The sequence below is a fragment of the Pseudoalteromonas sp. SR45-1 genome (genome assembly GCF_014163655.1).
Taxonomy (GTDB): domain Bacteria; phylum Pseudomonadota; class Gammaproteobacteria; order Enterobacterales; family Alteromonadaceae; genus Pseudoalteromonas; species Pseudoalteromonas distincta.
The window spans coordinates 21915-40982 of the sequence record NZ_JACJDR010000006.1; the positions used below are offsets into that span (position 1 = coordinate 21915).

Annotated in this window: 17 protein-coding genes; 10 read left to right on the forward strand and 7 right to left on the reverse strand. The window is 40.7% G+C overall.

Annotated features, from left to right (window positions below):
• Positions 1 to 33 precede the first annotated feature (33 nt).
• From pilW to der, 7 genes are all read left to right on the forward strand, one after another.
• A complete protein-coding gene (gene pilW / locus H5089_RS07665) occupies positions 34 to 1872 on the forward strand; it encodes a type IV pilus biogenesis/stability protein PilW (protein ID WP_182711895.1) in 1839 nt (612 codons plus the stop codon).
• Complete coding sequence (locus H5089_RS07670) at positions 1869 to 2735, forward strand: RodZ domain-containing protein (RefSeq protein ID WP_002961292.1); 867 nt, start codon at positions 1869 to 1871, stop codon at positions 2733 to 2735. Before pilW ends, H5089_RS07670 begins: the two co-directional genes overlap by 4 nt.
• Before the next feature lie 5 nt (positions 2736 to 2740).
• Positions 2741 to 3859, forward strand: a complete 1119-nt coding sequence (gene ispG / locus H5089_RS07675; RefSeq protein ID WP_154904108.1) for a flavodoxin-dependent (E)-4-hydroxy-3-methylbut-2-enyl-diphosphate synthase — start codon at positions 2741 to 2743, stop codon at positions 3857 to 3859.
• A 136-nt stretch (positions 3860 to 3995) separates the two neighbouring features.
• Positions 3996 to 5276, forward strand: a complete 1281-nt coding sequence (hisS, locus tag H5089_RS07680) for a histidine--tRNA ligase (protein WP_182711896.1) — start codon at positions 3996 to 3998, stop codon at positions 5274 to 5276.
• Between the two features lie 19 nt (positions 5277 to 5295).
• Complete coding sequence (locus tag H5089_RS07685; protein ID WP_182711897.1) at positions 5296 to 5916, forward strand: tetratricopeptide repeat protein; 621 nt, start codon at positions 5296 to 5298, stop codon at positions 5914 to 5916.
• Positions 5917 to 5926: 10 nt separating this feature from the next.
• On the forward strand, positions 5927 to 7105 hold the full coding sequence (gene bamB / locus H5089_RS07690) for an outer membrane protein assembly factor BamB (RefSeq protein ID WP_002961301.1): 1179 nt from the start codon (positions 5927 to 5929) through the stop codon (positions 7103 to 7105).
• 93 nt (positions 7106 to 7198) lie between these two features.
• A complete protein-coding gene (gene der / locus H5089_RS07695) occupies positions 7199 to 8665 on the forward strand; it encodes a ribosome biogenesis GTPase Der (RefSeq protein ID WP_024597862.1) in 1467 nt (488 codons plus the stop codon).
• A 60-nt stretch (positions 8666 to 8725) separates the two neighbouring features.
• Here der and H5089_RS07700 read toward each other — a convergent pair whose 3' ends face one another.
• Together H5089_RS07700 and H5089_RS07705 are read right to left on the reverse strand one after the other, a co-directional pair.
• A complete protein-coding gene (locus tag H5089_RS07700; protein ID WP_024597861.1) occupies positions 8726 to 9229 on the reverse strand; it encodes a zf-TFIIB domain-containing protein in 504 nt (167 codons plus the stop codon).
• Positions 9230 to 9256: 27 nt separating this feature from the next.
• Positions 9257 to 9844, reverse strand: coding sequence for a DUF4202 domain-containing protein (locus H5089_RS07705; protein WP_024597860.1), 588 nt, complete (start codon positions 9842 to 9844; stop codon positions 9257 to 9259).
• Positions 9845 to 10070: 226 nt separating this feature from the next.
• Between H5089_RS07705 and H5089_RS07710 the strand changes: the two genes are divergently transcribed.
• Together H5089_RS07710 and H5089_RS07715 are read left to right on the forward strand one after the other, a co-directional pair.
• Positions 10071 to 11798: a DUF885 family protein gene (locus H5089_RS07710; RefSeq protein WP_182711898.1), complete on the forward strand. Its 1728-nt coding sequence runs from the start codon at positions 10071 to 10073 to the stop codon at positions 11796 to 11798.
• Between the two features lie 119 nt (positions 11799 to 11917).
• Complete coding sequence (locus H5089_RS07715; protein WP_182711899.1) at positions 11918 to 13225, forward strand: DASH family cryptochrome; 1308 nt, start codon at positions 11918 to 11920, stop codon at positions 13223 to 13225.
• A 29-nt stretch (positions 13226 to 13254) separates the two neighbouring features.
• Here the strand turns inward: H5089_RS07715 and H5089_RS07720 are convergent, their stop codons facing one another.
• A complete protein-coding gene (locus H5089_RS07720; protein ID WP_182711900.1) occupies positions 13255 to 14337 on the reverse strand; it encodes a YeiH family protein in 1083 nt (360 codons plus the stop codon).
• Between the two features lie 121 nt (positions 14338 to 14458).
• On the opposite strand from H5089_RS07720, the gene H5089_RS07725 reads away from it, so the two are divergent.
• A complete protein-coding gene (locus tag H5089_RS07725) occupies positions 14459 to 15337 on the forward strand; it encodes a LysR family transcriptional regulator (protein WP_182711901.1) in 879 nt (292 codons plus the stop codon).
• A gap of 132 nt (positions 15338 to 15469) precedes the next feature.
• Here the strand turns inward: H5089_RS07725 and H5089_RS20290 are convergent, their stop codons facing one another.
• The 4 genes from H5089_RS20290 to H5089_RS07740 form a co-directional block, all read right to left on the reverse strand.
• Positions 15470 to 15688 carry a hypothetical protein gene (locus H5089_RS20290; protein ID WP_259396062.1) on the reverse strand — a complete coding sequence of 73 codons (219 nt, stop codon included), beginning with the start codon at positions 15686 to 15688 and terminating at the stop codon, positions 15470 to 15472.
• A 35-nt stretch (positions 15689 to 15723) separates the two neighbouring features.
• Positions 15724 to 15915, reverse strand: a complete 192-nt coding sequence (locus tag H5089_RS20295) for a hypothetical protein (RefSeq protein ID WP_259396063.1) — start codon at positions 15913 to 15915, stop codon at positions 15724 to 15726.
• 453 nt (positions 15916 to 16368) lie between these two features.
• Complete coding sequence (locus H5089_RS07735) at positions 16369 to 16827, reverse strand: thioredoxin family protein (protein ID WP_182695242.1); 459 nt, start codon at positions 16825 to 16827, stop codon at positions 16369 to 16371.
• Between the two features lie 83 nt (positions 16828 to 16910).
• Entirely contained in the window at positions 16911 to 18878 is a 1968-nt protein-coding gene (locus H5089_RS07740; protein ID WP_182711902.1) for a hypothetical protein, read from the reverse strand.
• Positions 18879 to 19068 lie beyond the last annotated feature (190 nt).

Consider the following 19068-nt stretch of genomic DNA (forward strand, 5'->3'; position numbering starts at 1 on the left):
GGCGACATGGACTAAAAATAAAGAGATAAGGTAATGCGATCTATACTTGCTATAACACTATCAACACTTGCCCTAAGTGGCTGTGTGAGTGAAAGTAGTTATAACGGCAGTAATAAACCCGTCGTCGAAAATAAAGTTAATAATACTGGCGCAGCACGAACACGAATTGCTTTAGCCCTACAGTATTTAAAAACGGGTAATAATTCTCAAGCCAAATACAATTTAGAACGTGCAGCAGCATTTGCTCCTGACCTACCTGAAGTACATTACTCTCTTGCTTATTACTACCAACAAGTGGGCGAAAACCCGCTAGCTGATAAAGCCTACCAAAAAGCACTTGAAATCAAGCCAGACGATCCTAACACCCTCAATAACTACGGTGTGTTTTTATGTGGTATTGATGAATACGATCGTGCAACTGATCAATTTTTAAAAGCCATTGAAGTACCAAGTTATATTCGCGTTGCCGAAAGCTACGAAAATTTAGCCCTGTGTGCTATTGAATTTGATGATTTTGAAAATGCAGAAAGCTACTTTCAGCAGGCACTTAATCACAGCTCTCAGCGTACATCTACATTAATTAGCTTAGCCGCACTGTATTACGCTAAAAGTGACTTGTACAAAGCCAGTGAACTTTTAAAACGCTATGAAAGTACGGGTCGAGTATCTTCTCGCGCATTAATGCTTAGCTATCTTGTAAAAAACCGAATGGGCAGAATTGAAGAAGCTGAAAAAATTTCCAACACTATTTTGCAAACTTACTCTACCAGCAACGAAGCCTATGCGTTAAAAGAGAAAAGAACACGTTTTAATGAGTTTGAAATACTGCGAGAAAAATACCGTAAAGCGCAGTTAAAAGAACTAAAAAATGACGCAAGCGGCGCGCACGTTAGTTCAAAACCAAAAATAAAAGTTATTAGAAAGAAACGTTCGCCAGAGGACGGTTCAACAAGCTTGGTAACAAACAACGAGCAAAAAACAGATAAAAAGCTCGCAACAGCAAATAACCAAGATGTAAATCCAGTTATAGCAAGAGAAGAGCAAGCTCAAGCATTGCCAAATACGCTCAGTACGCAAGCCGACGAAGCAACCGTAATAGCAAAACAAGTAACGACGCAAAAAGAAGAGGCTCCTAAAGTCGTCGCGCCAAGCAATCCTACCGATACATCGGCTGTTATGCTTGCACTTACTACTGAGCACGACTCTGCAGATTCTATAGTAGCAGCGCCTGAAAAAGCGCAACCTGTTTTAGAACCTCAAAAAGAAGTTATAGCAACAAAACAACCGGCTAAAGCCGATGACGAGGTAACAATAATCTCGTTTGGCGCACCTAAAACAGGCCAGTTTAATTCGCAGCAAACTAGTAACTACAGTAATTCTGCACCTGCAGTTACGAATCAAAAAAACAGTAGTGACGTGGTATTCTACGAAGCGACTAAAAATACAACCGTTTTTGAAAACAGCAACTATCAAAATAATGCTGATATTGAATTTAAAAGCTACGAAGCAGTGCAAAAAACTGAGCTTCCAATGCTTAATCCAAAAGTATCGCCTTTACGCGTGCCATTTCATGTAATTGCTGTTGGCGAAAACCTATTTAGCATTTCGGTGCGATACAATGTTAAACTACAAAAACTTCTGCAATGGAATGGTTTAAAAGAGTCGGATCGGGTAATGAATGGAAGTAAAATATACCTAAACGATCCTAATATTTATTACGAAATTAAAGCTGGTGATTCCCTTTACGATATAGCTACCCAGCGGCATGTATTAATTGATGAATTAATGCGATGGAATAAATTAAGTCCTGATATAGCATTAAAACCAGGGCATAGACTTTTACTAGTGGATCCAGACTCATACACATTATGAATGAAGAAAATACGCAAACACAGAGCGAACAGCCAACTGTAGGCCAAATACTAAAAAATCATAGAGAGCAAGCAAACGTTAGCATCGCAACTATTGCTGCACCGTTAAAGCTGTCTGAACTTCAAATTAAACGCCTTGAAAATGATGAATTTGCGTTACTAGGCCCTATCACTTTTGTTAAAGGCTATATAAAAAATTATTGCCGTGAATTAAAAGTCGATAGCGCACCTATATTAGCAATGATGCCGGCCCCACCAGAGCCGACCAAGCCCGCTAATATGCAAAGCTTTTCGCGCCGAACAGAAAAAGAAGCAAGCGACAGCCGTTTAATGTTTTTTAGTTATTTAATTTTAGCGATTGTTATTGGCTCATCTGCTTTATGGTTTTGGCAAAACGCCACCCCCATTGAAGAGCAAACCAGTAAAATAAACGTTGCCAACTCAATAATGAGTGAACGACAAGCAGCTCAACCCAGTATTTTACAGCAACAGCAACAAGCCGAAATTAACGACGAATCACTATTAGAATCAAAAGATACGCTTGAAACATCAACAAGCTCAGAAGCCGTTACAGAAACGGCTCCTATTACATCTAACAACGAAAGCCAAGAAGATGCTAGCAGTACAATTGTTATGAACTTTAACGGCGAAAGTTGGGTTGAAATTTACGATGGCGAAGGCGAAAAAATAGCATTCGGCGTTAAAAAAGCAGGCTACATTATGACCGTAAGCGGAACGCCTCCTTTTTCAGTTGTGCTTGGTAAGCATGACGCTGTAGACATTACTTTAAACGGCGAACCTGTAGATGTTTCTGCATTTCCTAAAAACCGTTTAGCCAAATTTACATTACCACTAGCAGAGTAGTCGCTATGTTTTCAGAATCCCCAATTAAACGCAGAAAATCCACCCGTATCAATGTAGGTAACGTCCCTATTGGTGACGGCGCCCCTATTGCTGTGCAATCAATGACCAATACCGACACCATGGATGTTGATGCAACCGTTGCACAAATTCAGGCAATACAAGATGCAGGTGCCGACATAGTGCGTGTATCAGTACCGACTATGGACGCAGCTGAAGCGTTTAAAAGTATTAAAGAACAAGTGACTATTCCGCTAGTAGCCGATATTCACTTTGATTACCGTATAGCCTTAAAAGTGGCAAAGTACGGCGTAGATTGTCTGCGCATAAACCCAGGTAATATAGGTAGCGAAGAGCGTATAAGAGCTGTGGTCGATTCTGCTCGCGAGTATAACATTCCTATTCGTATTGGTGTAAATGGCGGCTCACTTGAGCGCGACTTACAAGAAAAATATGGCGAGCCTACACCTGAAGCCTTATTAGAATCAGCAATGCGCCATGTAGATATATTACGCCGCCTTGATTTTGACCAATTTAAAATATCGGTAAAAGCATCAGACGTATTTTTAGCGGTAGGCGCCTATCGCTTACTCGCTAAAGAAATAGACCAACCACTGCATTTAGGTATTACCGAAGCGGGCGGCATGCGATCTGGCTCGGTTAAATCAGCCGTAGGTTTAGGTATGCTACTTGCCGAAGGTATTGGCGATACACTGCGAGTGTCGCTTGCAGCTGACCCTGTTCAAGAAATTAAAGTAGGTTTTGATATTTTAAAATCGCTGCGCATACGTTCGCGCGGTATTAACTTTATTGCCTGCCCAAGCTGTTCTCGTCAAGAGTTTGATGTAGTAAGCACCATGAACCAGCTAGAAGAGCGCCTTGAAGATATTATTGAGCCTGTATCGGTTTCGGTAATTGGTTGTGTTGTAAACGGCCCGGGTGAAGCCCTTGTTAGTGATATTGGCCTTGCCGGTGCAAACCGTCGCTCAGGTTTATACATTAATGGTGAGCGCCAAAAAGCGCGTATTGACAACAACAACATTGTTGACCAGCTCGAAGGCTACGTGCGCGACTTTATTGCTCAAAAAGAGCAGCAAACACCTATCGATATTAAAATAGTCGAATAAATACCGTATAAAGCGCCAAACAGCGGTGTTTGGCGTTTACCTTTATGACCAGAACGCTATAATAGCGGGTCAATTTTTAGCATTCTTGTTGTGTAAGCATTTTTTATTACACATAAACAGCATTTAGGATTTATCAGTGGCAAAACAAATTCAGGCAGTTCGCGGTATGAACGATTGTCTGCCGGGCGATACACAAGTTTGGCAGAAAGTAGAAAGCATTTTACGCGAGACAGTAGCATCGTTCGGTTATCAAGAAATTCGTTTTCCTATTGTAGAATCAACCGACTTATTTAAACGCTCTATTGGTGAAGTTACCGATATAGTAGAAAAAGAAATGTACACCTTTGCCGATCGCAATGGCGACTTATTAACACTTCGCCCAGAAGGCACCGCAGTATGCGTACGTGCTGGCAACCAAAATGGCTTACTATATAACCAAGAACAACGCCTTTGGTACATGGGTCCAATGTTTCGTCACGAACGTCCGCAAAAAGGTCGTTACCGTCAGTTTCACCAATTTGGTTTAGAAACATTTGGTATTGCCACAGCCGACATAGACGCAGAAGTTATTTTATTAACAGCGCAACTATGGGAAGCCTTTGGTATTACTGACCACGTTCGTTTAGAGCTAAATTCTTTAGGCTCTAACGAAGCCCGTGCAGATTACCGTGATGCGTTAGTAGCCTACCTTGAGCAACACATTGATGTGCTTGATGAAGACTCAAAACGTCGTATGTATTCAAACCCATTACGCGTACTTGATAGCAAAAACCCAGACGTACAAGCAATTTTAACTGATGCGCCTAAATTGTCTGAAAACTTAGACGCTGAATCAAAAGAACATTTTGAAAATTTATGTGAACGTTTAGACGCTGCTGGCGTCTCATATACGGTTAATGAAAAGTTAGTACGTGGTTTAGACTACTACAACCGTACCGTATTTGAATGGGTAACCGACAGCTTAGGCGCACAAGGCACAGTATGTGCTGGTGGTCGTTACGACGGCTTAGTTGAACAGCTTGGCGGCAAAGCAACGCCAGCAGTTGGTTTTGCAATGGGTCTAGAGCGATTAGTGTTATTACTACAAGCGCTTGAGTGTGTAGGTGACATTCGTCGTAATGCTGATGTATATTTAGCAGCAATGGGCGACAAAGCAAGCATTCAAGCTCCTGCAATTGCAGCGCAACTACGTAAAGACGTACCAGGTTTACGCGTTATGGTGCATGCGGGCGGCGGCAACTTTAAAAAACAATTAAAACGTGCTGATAAAAGCGATGCACTTGTTGCAGTGATTATTGGTGAAGATGAATTAGAAAAAGGCGTTGTGACCATCAAGTATTTACGCGAGCGTAAAGAACAAGTCACATTAGAATTAGAACAAGCTAAAGCGCTATTAGCTGAGCTTATTAACAGCTAAGCGAACATTAGAGGTAAGAATGGATATTTATTCAACAGAAGAACAACAAGCAGAAGCCATTAAACGCTTTTTCCGTGAAAACGGCATTTCACTTGCACTAGGCATACTTGTTGGCCTTGGTGGCTTATATGGCTGGAAAGCATATAACCAAAACCAAATTACTACCGCTGAAAAAGCATCAGATTCATATACAGCGCTTGTTGAAAGTGATGATGTATTATCTTCAGCTGATGCGTTTATTAGCGAAAATAAAGATACAAACTACGCAACACTTGCTGCATTTGTTGCTGCAAAAGACGCTGTAGAAGCAAAAAAATTAGACGTAGCAAGCGAAAAGCTAAGCTGGATAGTGTCTAATACTGAAAATACAGAATTAAAAGCAATTGCGATTACACGTTTAGCGCGAATTCAAATTGCACAAACTAACTATGACGATGCATTAACTACATTAAATGCACCATTACCTGAAGCATTCAATGCAAACGTTGCCGAGCTTAAAGGCGACATTTACACACAGCAAGGTAACAAAGATCAAGCACGTACTGCATACCAAGCAGCAATAGATGCGGGTGGATTAACAAATAACCCACTATTACAAATTAAGTTAGATGACCTAGCAGTAACTAGCCCAGCGGCATAAGGTTTTAGGCATGAAAAAATTTACAACAGCAGCCCTTGCCCTATGTATGGCAACACTGATGGGTTGTTCATCAAGTGATGATGAAGATGAACTAGTACTTCCTGAAATTGTAAACCAATTTGAAACTGACGTTGTTTGGCAAGAATCTGTAGGTGATGGCGTAGAGCATTACTTTTCTCGTTTAACACCAGCTGTTTACAAAGATACTGTATATGTTGCTAGCCGCGAAGGCCAAGTAGAAGCGCTTTCGCTTACTAACGGCGATACCAAGTGGGAAACCGATGTACGCCAAGATTTATCGTTTTGGCCATGGGCTGACAACGGTAATGCAAAATTATCAGGTGGTATTTTGCAAGCCTATGGTAAAATTTATATAGGTTCTGAACACGGCTTTATTATTGCTCTTGATCGCGAAACCGGTGAAGAAGTTTGGCGTAAGAATGTACCAGGCGAATCACTGTCTAAACCGACAGCAGGCGATGGCTTAATATTTGTAAATTTAGGCTCTGGTAAATTGTTAGCCCTTCACCCAGATACGGGCGAAGAGCGTTGGAGTTTTGAACAAGAAGTTCCACCACTAACATTACGCGGACAAAGCTCGCCAACTGTTGCTAATGGTGGTGTATTAGTAGGCCTTGAAACAGGCAAGCTAAGCGTTTTAATTTCAGACAGTGGTTACTCAGCATGGAGCGCAGAAATTGCGGTTGCTAAAGGCGCATCAGAATTTGAACGCCTAGTTGACGTAGACACTCAACCGCTTATTAGCGGTCCATACGCTTACGCTATAGCTTACAACGGCAACTTAGCTGCTGTAGATATTCGCTCTGGCAACGTAGTTTGGAAACGTGAGTACAGCAGCTACCGCGAAATTGCGATGGATGCACAAACAATTTATTTAGTAGATAGCGATGGTGTTATTTACGCATTAGATAAAAATTCAGGTATTGAACGTTGGAGCCAACCCGCTCTACGTGGTTGGTACCTAACAGGCCCTGCAGTTGCAGGTAGCCACTTAGCTTTAGGCGACCAAGAAGGTAACCTACATTGGCTAAATAAAGAAACTGGCGAGCTAGTATCTCGAGAAGACTTTGACAGCTCAGGCTTTTTTGTTGAGCCAGTTGTTGCCGACGATAAGCTAATTTTATACACCCGTGATGGTGAAGTTAGTATGGTAAAAATACCAAACTAACTGACTGCTATTAGTATAACCTGCTAATAGTTAATTGTTTTTTGTAAGGCTTCGCACTGCGAAGCCTTTTGTTGTTTTTTAAAGAGGTAGTTTATGCTTCCCGTGATCGCTCTAGTTGGGCGACCCAATGTGGGCAAGTCCACATTATTTAACCGTTTAACACGTACTCGTGATGCACTCGTAGCCGATTTTCCAGGTTTAACACGAGATAGAAAATATGGCCAAGCTAGTTACGATGGCTATGAATTTATCGTGGTAGACACGGGCGGTATTGATGGCTCAGAAGAAGGCATCGAAATCGAAATGGCAGATCAATCTCTGCTAGCCATTGAAGAAGCCGACATTGTTCTGTTTTTAGTAGATGCTCGTGTAGGTATGACCGTAGCTGACCAAGCCATTGCTAATCACTTGCGTAAACAAGAGAAAAAGTGCTTTGTTGTTGCCAATAAAACCGACGGCATTGATGCAGATTCAAACTGTGCTGAATTTTACCAATTATCATTAGGTGAAATACATCACATTGCAGCTGCACATGGCCGTGGTATTACCCTATTACTTGAACAAACACTTCAGCCGCTTATTGCTGAACTAGCTGCTCAAGATGAAGAAGTAACAGGTGATGACGAAGAATTAATCGACCTTTACGAAGAAGGCGAAGGTGATGATACCGATCATCAAGCGTTTGCTGACAAACCTGTAAAGCTTGCTATTATTGGTCGCCCTAACGTTGGTAAGTCAACACTTACAAACCGTATATTGGGTGAAGATCGTGTAATTGTATATGATATGCCAGGTACAACGCGCGATTCTATTTATATTCCAATGACGCGTAACGACAAAGAGTATGTGTTAATTGACACAGCCGGTGTTCGTAAGCGTAAAAAAGTAAGTGACGTAGTTGAAAAGTTCTCAGTAATTAAAACACTTCAAGCAATCGAAGATTGTAACGTGGTTTTACTTGTTGTGGATGCGCGCGATGGTATTTCTGATCAAGACTTAAGCTTATTAGGTTTTGCGCTTAACTCAGGTCGTTCGCTGGTTATTGCCGTTAATAAATGGGATGGCCTTGACGACTACGTTAAAGATCGTATTAAAACAGAGCTTGATCGCCGTTTAGGCTTTATTGACTTTGCACGCTTACACTTTATATCTGCACTTCACGGTACAGGTGTTGGTCATTTATTTGAATCGGTTGATGAAGCGTACGAGTCAGCAACTAAGCGTATTAGCACCGCAATGCTTCGCCGTATTATGGACATGGCTCAAGCCGATCACCAGCCGCCACTTGTTCGTGGTCGTCGTGTTAAGCTTAAATATGCGCATGCCGGTGGTTATAACCCGCCACGTATTGTAATTCATGGTAACCAAGTTCACGATTTACCAGATAGCTACAAACGCTACCTTATGAACTACTACCGTAAAGCACTTAAAATTATGGGCACCCCAATCAAAATTGAATTTAGAGAAGGTGATAACCCATTTGCAGGGCGTACTAATAAAGTAACGCTTTCGCAAAAACGTAAAATACGTGCGTTTGCAAAAGAAAACCGTAATAAATAAACTGCATAAGCGTTAATCTATTACAGAAAAACGGCGTACTTTTTAGTACGCCGTTTTTTATTACTGAAAATTAAGTAATGCTAATTGCACCAGCCGTTCAACTGTCGTGTCTTGAACATTTTTAGGCGCTTTGGGGTAATACTTTGATTTTGGCGGCTTAATAGTTATAAACCCATGATTGGTCGCCATTTCGTGGGCTAACAGCTTACGCTCTCGGGGGGTTAAATGGTTTTCGTGTATTTTTGCCAGCTCGCCGCTATCAAGCCATATGCCTGCACAACCAGGGCATTCGTCTATCTCAACCACTTTGAGCGGCGAAAAATACCGGCGCATCATCACAATACTTGGGCATTTAGGGCAATTTACTCGCGATGAGACTTCGCCCTCACCTTCGGTATAATTACTCAAATACTTAAGTAAAACCTGACCATGCTTTAACTCCGGCGAGCTAAATTTAAAAATTTGGCTGTTATCAAAAAATACGCCGCCTTGCGCTGACGTAAAAACAGTAATCCCGCCAACAAGTAAAGGTTCAAGTGGCGTATTACTACGAGGACAATACATTTAAAATTCCTTTTTATTTATTTTCTTTTACTCAAGTGCTTTATGAATAAGCCCAACAAGCGGGCCGGGCAATGTAATATTACCTGCAAGTACAAACTCATGCGCGTCATCTGACATTTTTTGCCATGTACGGCGAATAATACCAATCCATTTTTCTTCATTGTAATCTGGTTTTGCATTGGCAAACCCAAGCATATAATGTTCAATAAATACAAGGCTTGCTACATCTTCTACTAATTGGCTGTCTGGGTTACGTTTAATATTTTTTTTAGCGACCGCATCGTACACTCGGTTTTGCTCAGCTTCACCGTAACCAGCTTGCTTCATGAGCGCAACCACGCTGCTAGCATGAAATATATAAAGTGCACTGCGCCACTGATGATAGCCCTGTTTGTTCATTTCAAAATCACTACGTGGCGACTTCCAACGCTGAATATGCTGTGCACGCACTGCAATTTGCATGAGTTCATCGGCATCTGGTTTAAAACGAGTTAACATTTCGCTCATGCGCAAGGCGTATAAACTTTCTTTTGGAAAGCTTTGTCCATTGTGCTGCTCAGTATTAGGGTCTTGGTCGTTTGCTTCATCAATTAAGGTAATTACTTTATTAAACATGACGATCATTTTTTATAATAAGTTTTAGTCATTCTAAACGCTGATAAAACAATAAACTAGTACGCCAATCAGTTACGCAGTGAAATTTGTTCAATCAAAAAGTAAAACCAAGAGTTACAGGTTATAAAAGTAAGCGCATTGATTAAGTTAACTTGGTACTATATTGAGCACAAATTAAAATAAAAAGCGCGATAAATAATAACTAACTCGCCAATAACGGATGACTATGTTTAAAAAAAGTATTCTAGCTATATGCTTAGCGGTTGCATCGCTACCAAGCTTAGCCGACACTAACACTGATTTAAAAACCATTATTGATAACCACTGGCAAAATGCAAAAGCTGAAAAAATATTTTTTCGTACCGACCCAGACGGCTGGAAGCCAAACGGTACATTGCCAAATTGGAGCGAGCAAGCCATTGCAAAGCGCCAAGCTTATAACAACAGCGTGCTAAAAAGCTTAGCCAGCATTGACCCAAAAACGCTCAACAACGAGCAGCTAATGAACTACCGCTTATTTAAATATGAGCGAGAAACCGAGCAGCAAAGCTACCTTTATCAAGATAAGTATTTTCCGGTTAATTTTTTAAGTGGCTGGCATACTTATTTTGCCGAAGCCCCCGCTAACATGGCATTTTTAACACCCGATGACTACAACGCATTTTTAATCAGCCTTGCCGACTACCCTCGATTTAATCAGCAAAATATTGATTTAATGAAAGAAGGTATAAAAACAGGCTTTACTCATTACTGCAAAACCTTTGAAAATTATAGCCAAAGCATTAGCGCGCATATTGTTAAGCAACCTGAAAACAGTGCCCTTTACGAGCCCTTTACACGTATACCAAACACGTTTACAGCAGAGCAAAAATCTACATACCAAAACAAAGCTAAGGCCTTAATCAGCTCAAAAGTAGTACCTGCTTATCAGCATTTTTACGACTTTTTTGAGAACGATTACATGCCTAACTGTAGAGCGCAGCCGGGTATTTCAAGCGTTAAAGGCGGGCTTGAGTATTACAAATATGCAGTTAATTACTACACCACAACAAACGCCACACCAAAGCAAATACACGAACTAGGCTTAAAAGAAGTCGCGCGTATAAAAACGCAAATGCAAAACATTATTGATGAAGTAGGTTTTGATGGCACATACAGCGATTTTTTAGAATTTTTAGCGACCGATAAGCAATTTTACGCAACAGACGCGCAAGACCTGCTAGAAAAAACCGCTTTTATTACGCAAAAAATGTATGGCAAGTTACCAACCTACTTTAATCATTTACCGCGTAATACCTTTACTATTAAAGGCTCAGCGAGTCGCGGCGCGTTTTATATGCCACCTGCTGATAACCGTTCCCCCGGCACTTATTTTTTAGCCTCAACACCTAAACTACAGCCTTTATATAATTTAGAAGCACTTAGCTTACATGAGGCAATACCAGGGCATCATTTACAAAACGCTATTGCTATGGAGTTAAATGTACCCGAATTTAGACGCACACTTAGCCACTCTGCATTTGGCGAAGGATGGGCACTATACACAGAGCGCTTAGGTAAAGAAGCCGGCTTTTATCAAAACCCATACAGCGACTTTGGTCGTTTAGGTTACGAAATGTGGCGTGCAGTAAGACTTGTTGTTGATACCGGTATTCATGCGTTTGGTTGGAGCCGCCAAAAGGCTATTGACTACTTGGCAGATCACACTGCTTTGCCACAAAGCGCGGTGGAGGATCAAATAGATCGTTACATATCATGGCCAGGCCAAGCGCTTTCGTACAAAATGGGCGAAATAAAAATACGCGAACTGCGTGCAAAAGCTGAAAAAGAACTCGGGGCTAAGTTTGATATTCGCAGCTTTCACGACACCGTTATCGGCCAAGGCTCGCTGCCTATGGAAGTATTAGAAGACGTAATAAACGATTGGATAGAAAAACAAAAATCGGCTATTTAACATTAAAGGAGGCGGTATTATTTGCCGCCTCTTTTTAAAACCCTCTTAAACACCTCAAAACTAATCCCTACCCGCTTTTGCTTCGTAAAGCTCTAGAGTTTAAAAACCTGAGCAAACCTATGAGCAAACGTATTTTATATTGGCTACAAAACGATTTACGAATAGACGACAACCCTATTTTAAGCGAACTTGCTACTGAGCAATGCGCGCTTGATATTGTATTTGTAATAAACCCGCACTGGTTTAAAAATAATAACTATCAACAAAAGCCATATGGCGTGCACAAACAGCAGTTTTTAATGCAATGCTTGTACGAACTACAACAAGCACTTATTGAGCGCGGGCAAACCCTGCATGTGCTTGAAGGCGAACCTGTATCGCTTTTGAAAGCGCGTATTAATGAGCAAAATATAGATAAAGTTGTATACAGCGAGCAATTTGGCCTGTACGAGCAACGCCAAATAAACTTACTCAAAGCACATTGCCCTAATACTAAATTTACAGGGTCGCAGCAAGACACGCTCTTTAAGCAAAGTGACCTCCCCTTTGATTTAAACGAATTACCTAAACACTTTACCCCGTTTCGTAAAAAGGTAGGGGCCGCCACTAGCCCCATTTCACTTTCAACATTACCAAACGGTTTGCTCCCTCAGCCAATAACCTTGTGCGCTAAAAAACCTTTAGAGCGTATAGCAAATAATGGCGTAATGCATGGCGGGTTTAAAAGTGCGCAAACACATTTAAAACAATACTTTTCAGGTTTACTACCAAGTACTTATAAAATAACTCGAAACGAGCTTGATGGCTTTAATAACACCACAAAATTTAGTACCTGGCTTGCTTTTGGTTGTGTAAGTGCGCGGCAAGTTTATAAAGCAGTTGAGGCGTACGAACATAACCAAATAACAAACGAGTCTACCTACTGGATTAAATTTGAATTGCTATGGCGAGAGTATTTTAAATGGCATGCACTTAAGGCAGGTAAAAGCCTGTTTAGCTTTAAAGGCCAAAAGCAAACAAAACCCCTTACTACATTTATGCCAAACCGCTTTGCTACGTGGTGTAATGGCTCAACACCCTACCCATTAGTCAATGCCATTATGAATGAGCTTAACGCTACGGGTTATATATCAAATAGAGCAAGGCAAATTGCAGCCAGCTGCTTAGTGAACGAGCTTGGCCTTGATTGGCGCTATGGCGCAGCATATTTTGAACAACAATTGATTGATTACGATGTAGCCGCTAATTGGGGTAATTGGCAATATATAGCAGGTGTAGGCGTAGATCCGCGTGGTGGTAGGCACTTTAATATTGAAAAACAAACGTTACAGTTTGACCCGCACACTGTTTACACTAATAAATGGCAAGGCAATGAAAATACCAGCACGCAGCTGGATACCTTAAACGAAGTTGATTGGCCAATTTAAGCCGCCAATCAACTTTTACAAAGTAACGTTTAAAACAGCTCAGCAATACCCACATTAATAGCGTAACCACCCAAGGTTAAAAACAAAAATAAACAGCCTGCTAATAACAGCGGTTTTATACCCGCTTGGCGAATAGCGCCAACATGTGTGCGTAAACCTAAAGCCACCATCGCAATGGTGAGTAATATATTATCAAACCAAACAACTGCGCTTGTAGCGACTTGAGGAATAACTGATAGCGAATGTACACCACTTGCCACAATAAATAAAACCGCAAACCAAGGGATTGTAATACCCGCTTTTTGCTCGCCGCCATGCACGTTATTGTTTGTTTTAGCATGCTTTTTACTTTGCCAAAACGATAAGCCCACTAAAAATGGCGCAAGCATCATCACCCTTAGCATTTTTTCTATAACGGCGGTATCTGCAGCATTGGCGCTTACAGCTGTGCCCGCTGCAACCACTTGCGCTACTTCATGAATAGTTGAGCCTACAAAAATACCGTAAGCGTGCTCGCTCAATCCCATGTAATCAAACATGATTGGGTAGGCGAACATGCTTAACGTGCCAAACACCACTACCGTTGCCACCGCTACCGATACTTTATGCGCCTGCGCTTTTATAACTGGCTCAGTTGCCATAACCGCAGCGGCACCACAAATAGAACTACCCGCGCCAATTAATATGGTTGTTTGTTCATCAAGCTTAAATACCCGCTTACCTAGCTGCACTGCCAAAATAAATGTGCCTAACAGCATTACAACATCGGTTAATAAGCCTTCCCAGCCTACGCCCGCTACTTGCGCAAAGGTAATTCTAAACCCAAACAACACAACCCCCGCTTTAAGCAATATACTTTTAGCGTAATCAACACCTATATCGGTTTGCGTAGCAATACGCGAAAACACACTGTTACCCACAATAATGCCAAGCACTATACCAATAGTTAAAGAGCTAAATTGCGCACTTTGCATTATGGGTAACTTACTTAATGCAACAGATGCCCCCGCCAAAACCACCACCAGCAGCATACCTAACCACCAGCGCGTATCGCCATATTGCTTAGTATTAATACCCAAAGGCTGAAACCCATTTTTAATAGCGCTAAGCATAATATTCCCTCAATTGAACAACGTTAAACTGTTGACTTCATTTTAAGAAAGCGCAAAATATAACTCCAATACATTAAAATCATGATTCGATAACTTAAAGTTATGTAATTTGAGAGGCACAATGAACTTGCATGCACTTCGGGTGTTTTATACGGTAGCAAAGCTTGGTAGTTTTTCAGGCGCAGCTGAAGCGCTTTTTATAAGCCAACCGGCTGTATCTAAAGCACTAAAAGAGCTTGAGCACCAATTAAATATTCAACTTATAGAGCGTGCATCTAAAGGCAAAAAACTTACCTTAAGCGAGGGCGGCCAAGCCTTGTATGATCATGCACGTAGCATTTTTGCCATTGAAAAAGCCGCCATAGAAGATATTAAATCACGCACAGGGCTTAAGCGTGGCACGCTCGTTATAGGCACTAGTACAACCATTGCCAGCTATTGGCTACCGCCCTACTTAGCTAAATTTTGCGCGCAGTACCCTGATATAAAGGTAGAAGTACAAGTGGCTAATACAGCGCAAATTGAGCACGCCCTACTTGAATGCACTATCGATTTAGCACTGGTTGAAGGCACACCAACCGAGCCGCATATAATAAGTAAGCACTGGCAAAACGATTTAATGAGTGTTGTTATACCGAGTAACTTTAAGCCCACGAAAGACTTAAAAGCATGGTTAAACAATCAATTTTGGCTACTGCGCGAGCCGGGCTCGGGTACTTTAGAAATGTCGGTAAAGTTATTAGCAGAGCATGGCGTAATAGCAGAGCGCAGTATGCAATTGGGCAGCAACGAGGCAATAGCAAGGGCAGTAGCACAAGGAATGGGCGTGGCTTTATTGCCAAATGTAGTTACTGAGGATTTAGTGCAGCTAGGTAAATTAACACGCCTGAGCCAAAAAAATAACGAGCAACTTTCTCGGCCACTTTATCAACTGCATTATAAAGACAGACCGTCTTCACACGCTGCGCAAGCGTTCGAAAAAAGCCTGTTTAGTGAATAATGCTCGCAATCTATAAGTAGTAAGGCACCAGTAGCAAATTTACATAAAGTTTAATCTTTAAAGTCAAAATTTGAGCCCTTTAGTCTTTCTAATGCCTATTAGCTGTATTAGCTAAGTTAAAACTCACTTGTGTTACGTGATACACCTTTCATGCTTTACTATTAAATTAAAATAATTTTTAAACATGTGTTCAGAGCTGGTATCCCTTAAATCCACATCAAAATAGTAGCCGTCTTCTAAAACTTTCAAACTCTCTAAATCATTGCAAATGCGCTCAAGAATCAAATGTTTATATTTTGGAGTTATATTTTTGATTTCATCCAGAGTGAGCCCTTCGGCATCAAAATTCACAACAACTCTTAAACTGGTACCTGAATAACCATGCCTTACAAAACTAATTCGGCTATCAATGGATGAAAAAAGGTGCTGAAGTGATTTTTATCTTCCTCGTATTTCCATTGAGAAGCATCCCCCCAAATCAAGACAAAAATAGCACCAAAAACAGCGGCAGCTACATACAATTTGTTGGCATTTATCATAAACCACAATTGAACTTTTTCAGTTCGCATTAATTTCATAAGTCACATAACTTTTATGTAAAAGACTAAATCAGTCGGATAAAATAAAAGACTAATAATCAAAACCAAAGTCTTGCTCATTCACATGTGTAGGTAATATAACTAGAGTTAAGAAAAATACCTTGATGCTACACCAATGCCGATAAGTAAAATAATTAATAAAACCCAATATCTTTTTGAACCATCTAAATTTTCACCGCAGACTGGGCAAGATGATGACGCGATTGGAGTCCCGTTAATATTTGTCGTTTTAATTATTGGGGAGGTAATTCCTGATTTACACTTTTTGCACTTCATAAATATCCATATTAATTATAAATAAAATCGCGGGTTGATGCTCACAAAACGCTTACCTAATTGACGTTAAATGACAGGCTATAATTAGCAACAAATCACAGAAAACCAACCTTTATACATCCTTTTAATTGAATTGCCATAACATAAGAATAGACCTTACAAACCCTGAGTTAAGTCTTGCGCTAACGTACCCGTTGGCTTTTCAATTACGCGTACCAACTCTTTGCCATTTTGTTTAACAATAAACGTTGGCGTGTATTGTAAGTCGTGAGCCTGTGCAATGCCTGCATCGTCTTGCTTGTTGTAACCTACGGCCACATAGTCAATGCTTGCAAGTTGTACTTTCGATGCATCAAGTAACTTAATGAGTTTTGGCACTTCGCGCTCACTGTCGTGGCACCACGTACCAAATAATACAATTAGCTCTTTGCCTTCTAGCTTTTGCATTAATGAAATGTCTTGTGCTGTTGGTGTATACGCCTTGTATTGCTCGTTAAACTTGTCGTAGTCGCTTAGCAGTGCTTGCGTACTTATCTCGCCCGAAAATGGCGCTGTAGCAGCGCAGCTTACAAGCGGCATGCTTAAAGCGCACAGTAAAATTAATTGTTTAAACATAAGGTTGCTCTTAATTTAGGTATTAATTTAGGTATTAAACGACTATACCCAATATTGAGTGTGGAGTGAACAACTCAAAACCGTTACTTTTTATCCATAAAAAAGTTAACTTGCGATAAGTTAGTTAAATATTCTCGCCTTACGTTTTTATTCTCAGCTAGCTTATCTAAATCACCAATTAGGGTAACTAGTTTATTATGAGAATGGCTGCTTGTTTTTTTAAACTCGTCTTGCTTTTCATCACTCTCAACACGCTCTTTTTTATTCATGTTGTAGCTGTTTTCGTTTTCTTCAAGCCAAATATCGTCAATTAAACGAATGTCACTTTTGCTAATGGTTTGTTCTTGCATCGCCATTTGCAGCTCGTATTGATTGGTTTGCGGATTAAACTCAAACATTTTTGTATCAACATCAACCTCGTGAGACTGAACAAGCCCCACAAGTTCTTTATTTTTAACCGCAGTACCTACGTTATAACTCTCTTCTTTGTTGTAGTAATCAGGGCGACTGTATTGATAATCAAAGTGGCTACTTACATTTTTACTTTGCGTTACACCGCTAAGCTCCCCTAATTGGCTTTGTTCAGTCGCTTGGCTTAGCTCAATTGTACTTTTAGGTTGATAGTCGCCGTTATCAAGCGCATAAGAAAACGTGGCATCAAAATCAGCGAGCTTAGAAATCCCCGCACCCAATGTATTTGGCGCTTTATTACTAAGCCCTTGGTAACGGGTATCGTTTGTAATCATGTTATCAACCAAATCGGCAACCATAGCGCGCCCGTCATTAAATTGCTGTTCTGCAAGTGACTCCAAATTGCTATAACGCTCAGCAGCCGACGACATACTCGCAAAAGCGCCTTTAAACAATGCAAAACCTTGTTGCATTGCCTCATCGCCACTTTTACCAAATGCAGATGTTTTATCATCTTTAGTACTGTTTACTCGGCTATCTTCTAGGCTTTGATCTAGCGACGCTAAATACCGCTGCATTTGCTGCGTGTCTTTAGCGCCAATGGTTGACATATCGAGTGCAAAATCAATGTCGTTTTGCCCACCTGCGGCTTTAAACACAAGTGCTTGCTGGTTTGATGCTTCATCAATGGAGTAACTTAAATCAAGCGTGTTCTCTTTCGAATCAAGATCTTTATTTTGCGTTGTTGAAAACGACACATCAAAGCCTATTAGCTGCTCACTATTAAACCCTGCTAAAAAATCTAAACTCATGTCTGTTTGGTTTGGCACTATAAGAGGATTAAATGAGTTTTCACTCACTTTAAAAAATTCATCGGCCATTTCGCCAACACCACTGAGCACCTGCGTAAGTGCTTTATGCTCAGCCTCAGATAAATCGCCATTTACTTCGTAACTTAAACTAAAGCCATCAACGGCTTCGCCTGTGTTTTCATCGTACCCTTGCGATGAGTTAAAGGTAATGTTTATAACATCACCTTCTTTAGTTTTTACCGAGAGCTCAAACAGGTAGTTATCGTCATCCTCGTATTTTGCGCGATTGAGGCTTTCCATGTAGGGATTAAGTGAGCGCTCAACACGTTGCTGACTTGAGGCTAAAAACGTTTTTTGCTCATGCCCAAGCTGACCTAAACTCGATAAAATATCGCTGGTATTAGCATAAGCACCCTGAATATTTTTAACTGATGTATTTAATCGCTCAATTAATTGGGTGCTGTTTTCGTTTTTTAATAACCCCTCATGCTGAGAGCTTATTACGGTGCGCAGGGCGAGTTCTTCATCGGAGAGTTTATATTTAAGCGTGCTCGGCGTGCTTGAAATAGTAAATAACGAGGTAAGTTGCTGCTGTAAAACGTCCTCTACTTTTTGATTACTGGCTAGTGTTTCATCAAGAGTTTCATTATTTAACTGGCTTAATAACCCATCTGTTATTTTTGGCGCGTTAGTTTGTAAATCATTTATAGCTTGAAGGTCGCTACCGGTTAGTAGCGAAGGACTCACAGAGGTTTGGTTAGTGTTATTAACTGATTGGGCCAGCAAAGTGCTTAAATTAGCCTGGCTGCCAAGAGTACTGTTGACCATGATTATCCTTAATCGCTAAACCCTATTAAGTAATTTATCGGACGCAGCATTAAAAGCTTTAGCTTAAGGAGGTATTTTTTACCTACTATTTATACAAACAACCCATTAATAAATTAAATAAGCATAAATCTAAATCGAATAAGCGTAGGTCGGATAAGCGCAGCGCCATCCGACAATTCACCACTCTATT

Coding starts and splice junctions, on each gene's coding strand:
- pilW (WP_182711895.1), top strand. CDS start 34: ATGCGATCTATACTTGCTATAACACTATCAACACTTGCCCTAAGTGGC.
- H5089_RS07670 (WP_002961292.1), top strand. CDS start 1,869: ATGAATGAAGAAAATACGCAAACACAGAGCGAACAGCCAACTGTAGGC.
- ispG (WP_154904108.1), top strand. CDS start 2,741: ATGTTTTCAGAATCCCCAATTAAACGCAGAAAATCCACCCGTATCAAT.
- H5089_RS07685 (WP_182711897.1), top strand. CDS start 5,296: ATGGATATTTATTCAACAGAAGAACAACAAGCAGAAGCCATTAAACGC.
- bamB (WP_002961301.1), top strand. CDS start 5,927: ATGAAAAAATTTACAACAGCAGCCCTTGCCCTATGTATGGCAACACTG.
- der (WP_024597862.1), top strand. CDS start 7,199: ATGCTTCCCGTGATCGCTCTAGTTGGGCGACCCAATGTGGGCAAGTCC.
- H5089_RS07700 (WP_024597861.1), bottom strand. CDS start 9,229: ATGTATTGTCCTCGTAGTAATACGCCACTTGAACCTTTACTTGTTGGC.
- H5089_RS07705 (WP_024597860.1), bottom strand. CDS start 9,844: ATGTTTAATAAAGTAATTACCTTAATTGATGAAGCAAACGACCAAGAC.
- H5089_RS07710 (WP_182711898.1), top strand. CDS start 10,071: ATGTTTAAAAAAAGTATTCTAGCTATATGCTTAGCGGTTGCATCGCTA.
- H5089_RS07715 (WP_182711899.1), top strand. CDS start 11,918: ATGAGCAAACGTATTTTATATTGGCTACAAAACGATTTACGAATAGAC.
- H5089_RS07720 (WP_182711900.1), bottom strand. CDS start 14,337: ATGCTTAGCGCTATTAAAAATGGGTTTCAGCCTTTGGGTATTAATACT.
- H5089_RS07725 (WP_182711901.1), top strand. CDS start 14,459: ATGAACTTGCATGCACTTCGGGTGTTTTATACGGTAGCAAAGCTTGGT.
- H5089_RS20295 (WP_259396063.1), bottom strand. CDS start 15,915: ATGAAATTAATGCGAACTGAAAAAGTTCAATTGTGGTTTATGATAAAT.
- H5089_RS07735 (WP_182695242.1), bottom strand. CDS start 16,827: ATGTTTAAACAATTAATTTTACTGTGCGCTTTAAGCATGCCGCTTGTA.
- H5089_RS07740 (WP_182711902.1), bottom strand. CDS start 18,878: ATGGTCAACAGTACTCTTGGCAGCCAGGCTAATTTAAGCACTTTGCTG.